This is a genomic window from Haloferax sp. s1 (assembly GCF_058382125.1).
The window spans coordinates 1-2427 of the sequence record NZ_JBZRPK010000251.1; the positions used below are offsets into that span (position 1 = coordinate 1).

3 protein-coding genes and 1 pseudogene are annotated in these 2427 nt (G+C 63.7%); all 4 read left to right on the forward strand.

Going from position 1 to position 2427, the window contains the following annotated elements:
• Window positions 1-29: 29 nt before the first annotated feature.
• Window positions 30-674 carry a 30S ribosomal protein S5 gene (locus tag QT222_RS02325; RefSeq protein ID WP_491476178.1) on the forward strand — a complete coding sequence of 215 codons (645 nt, stop codon included), beginning with the start codon at window positions 30-32 and terminating at the stop codon, window positions 672-674.
• Complete coding sequence (locus QT222_RS02330) at window positions 674-1138, forward strand: 50S ribosomal protein L30 (RefSeq protein WP_004060015.1); 465 nt, start codon at window positions 674-676, stop codon at window positions 1136-1138. Before QT222_RS02325 ends, QT222_RS02330 begins: the two co-directional genes overlap by 1 nt.
• Window positions 1135-1641, forward strand: a complete 507-nt coding sequence (locus QT222_RS02335) for an uL15m family ribosomal protein (protein ID WP_004060014.1) — start codon at window positions 1135-1137, stop codon at window positions 1639-1641. The genes QT222_RS02330 and QT222_RS02335 overlap by 4 nt, the downstream gene beginning before the upstream one ends.
• A 3-nt stretch (window positions 1642-1644) precedes the next feature.
• A pseudogene (locus tag QT222_RS02340) lies at window positions 1645-2427 on the forward strand (preprotein translocase subunit SecY); the annotation flags it as partial.

Sequence of the window (2427 nt, forward strand, 5' to 3'; positions counted from 1 at the left end):
GAAGTGCTCGGGAACCTTCAGGAGGACGAATGAGCAGAGATAACAACGGCTGGGGGCCGCGAACGCGGCTCGGCCGCATGGTGCAGAACGGCGACGTCACGTCGATGGACCAGGCGCTCGAGACCGGGCTTCCGCTCAAGGAGCCCCAGATCGTCGACCAGCTCCTTCCGGGGATGGACGACGAAGTGCTCGACATCAACATGGTTCAGCGTATGACCGACTCCGGCCGCCGGGTGAAGTTCCGGTGTGTCGTTGCAGTCGGGAATCGTGACGGCTACCTCGGCTACGCTGAGGCCCGCGACGATCAGGTCGGCGGTGCCATCCAGAAAGCCATCGAGGTGGCGAAACTGAACATTATCAAGGTAGACCGCGGCTCGGGTTCGTGGGAAGACCGCGCAGGCGGCCTCAACTCCCTCTCGCGTAAGGCAGAGGGGAAGGCCGGCTCCGTGACGGTCCGTATCATCCCGGCCCCGCAGGGTCTCGGCCTTGCGGCCGCAGAGACCGTCCGCAACATCCTCGAACTCGCCGGTATCCAAGACGCTTGGACCAAGAGCGACGGGAACACGCGGACGACGGTCAACCTCGCAAAAGCGACCTACAACGCGCTCAAGAACGCGTCGCAGTCCCGTACTCCGCGACGCGCTCGCGAGATTCGACGGGAGGTGCGTGAATAATGCAGGCTATCGTCCAACTTCGCGGTGAAGTCAACATCTCACAGGACGTTCGCGACACGCTGTCGATGCTCAACATCCACCGCGTGAACCACGCGACGTTCGTGCCGGAGAACGACGCCTACCGTGGCATGATCACGAAGGTCAACGACTTCGTTGCACACGGCACGCCGAGTGTCGACGTCGTCGAGACCCTCGTCCGCACGCGTGCCGAGCCCGAATCGGGCGACGGCGACATCTCCGATGAGTGGGTTTCCGAGAACACCGACTACGACGACGTGGCTGCGCTCGCGCAGGCACTCGTCGACGAGGAGACGACGCTGCGCGAGCAGGGCGTCTCCCCCGTGCTCCGTCTGCACCCGCCGCGTGGCGGTCACCGCGGACAGAAGCACGTCACCAAGGAAGGCGGCCAACTCGGTAAGCACGACACCGAACAGATCGACGAACTTCTGGAGGCAATGCGATGACGTCCAAGAAGCGACGACAACGTGGCTCCCGTACGCACAGTGGCGGTACCCACAAGAACCGGCGTGGTGCCGGCCACCGTGGTGGCCGTGGCCGTGCCGGACGCGACAAGCACGAGTACCACCACTACGAGCCGCGCGGCAAGCACGGCTTCAAGCGACCGGACTCCCTGCAGGACACAGTCGCCGAAGTCAAGATCCAGAAGCTCGACGAGGACGCAGCGCTCCTCGCGGCCGACGGAGTCGCCGAGAAAGACGGTGACGCATACACCATCGACGCCCGCGACGTAGCCGAGGACGGCTGGGACGTGGATGTCGTGAAGGTTATCGGTGGCGGACAGGTTCGCAACGAACTGAACGTCGTTGCCGACGCCTTCACTGCTGGTGCCGTCGAACTCATCGAAGAGGCTGGCGGCAGTGCCGACCTCTCCGAACGTGCAGAAGAAGCGGCCGAGGCCGAAGCAGAAGAAGCTGAAGCCGACGCCGACGAGGACGACGAGGAATAAATTATGGGATGGAAGGACGCCGCCGAACCAGTGCTGGCGCGGATGCCCGCAGTCGCCCGTCCGGAGGGACACGTACCGTTCCGCCGGAAACTCGGGTGGACTGGTGGTATCCTCGTCCTGTACTTCTTCCTGACGAACGTGACGCTGTTCGGCCTCGACACCGCGACCGCGAACGACCTCTTCGGTCAGTTCCGGTCCATCCTGGCTGGCCAGCAGGGCTCGGTGCTCCAACTGGGTATCGGTCCAATCGTCACGGCGAGCATCGTCCTACAACTGCTTGGCGGTGCTGACCTGCTCGGGCTCGACACGGACAACAACCCGCGCGATCAGGTCCTCTATCAGGGCCTACAGAAGCTACTCGTCGGGGTTATGATTGTCCTGACGGGTCTGCCGATGGTGTTCGCTGGCAACTTCCTGCCGGCTGACCCAGCCGTAGCAACTTCGCTCGGCATCGGTACAATCGGCGTGAAGGGTCTCATCTTCGCGCAAATCGCCGTCGGTGGTGTCCTCATCCTGTTCATGGACGAGATTGTCAGCAAGTGGGGCGTCGGCTCCGGTGTTGGGCTGTTCATCATCGCCGGTGTCAGCCAGCAGCTCGTCGGTGGGCTGTTCAGCTGGCAGGGACTCGGCGGCGCGTCGGGCTTCTTCCCGACGTGGTTCGGCATCGCTACCGGTGCCGTCGACCTGCCGGCCGCGCCGGACGACCTGCTTTCGACAATCTTCCTCGGCCAGGGTCAACTGCTCGCGCTCATCACGACGCTGCTCATCTTCGGCATCGTCGTGTAC

Bases quoted from the DNA above. Each gene is read 5' to 3' on its own strand.
- QT222_RS02330 (WP_004060015.1), top strand. From the start codon at position 674: ATGCAGGCTATCGTCCAACTTCGCGGTGAAGTCAACATCTCACAGGAC.
- QT222_RS02335 (WP_004060014.1), top strand. From the start codon at position 1,135: ATGACGTCCAAGAAGCGACGACAACGTGGCTCCCGTACGCACAGTGGC.
- QT222_RS02325 (WP_491476178.1), top strand. From the start codon at position 30: ATGAGCAGAGATAACAACGGCTGGGGGCCGCGAACGCGGCTCGGCCGC.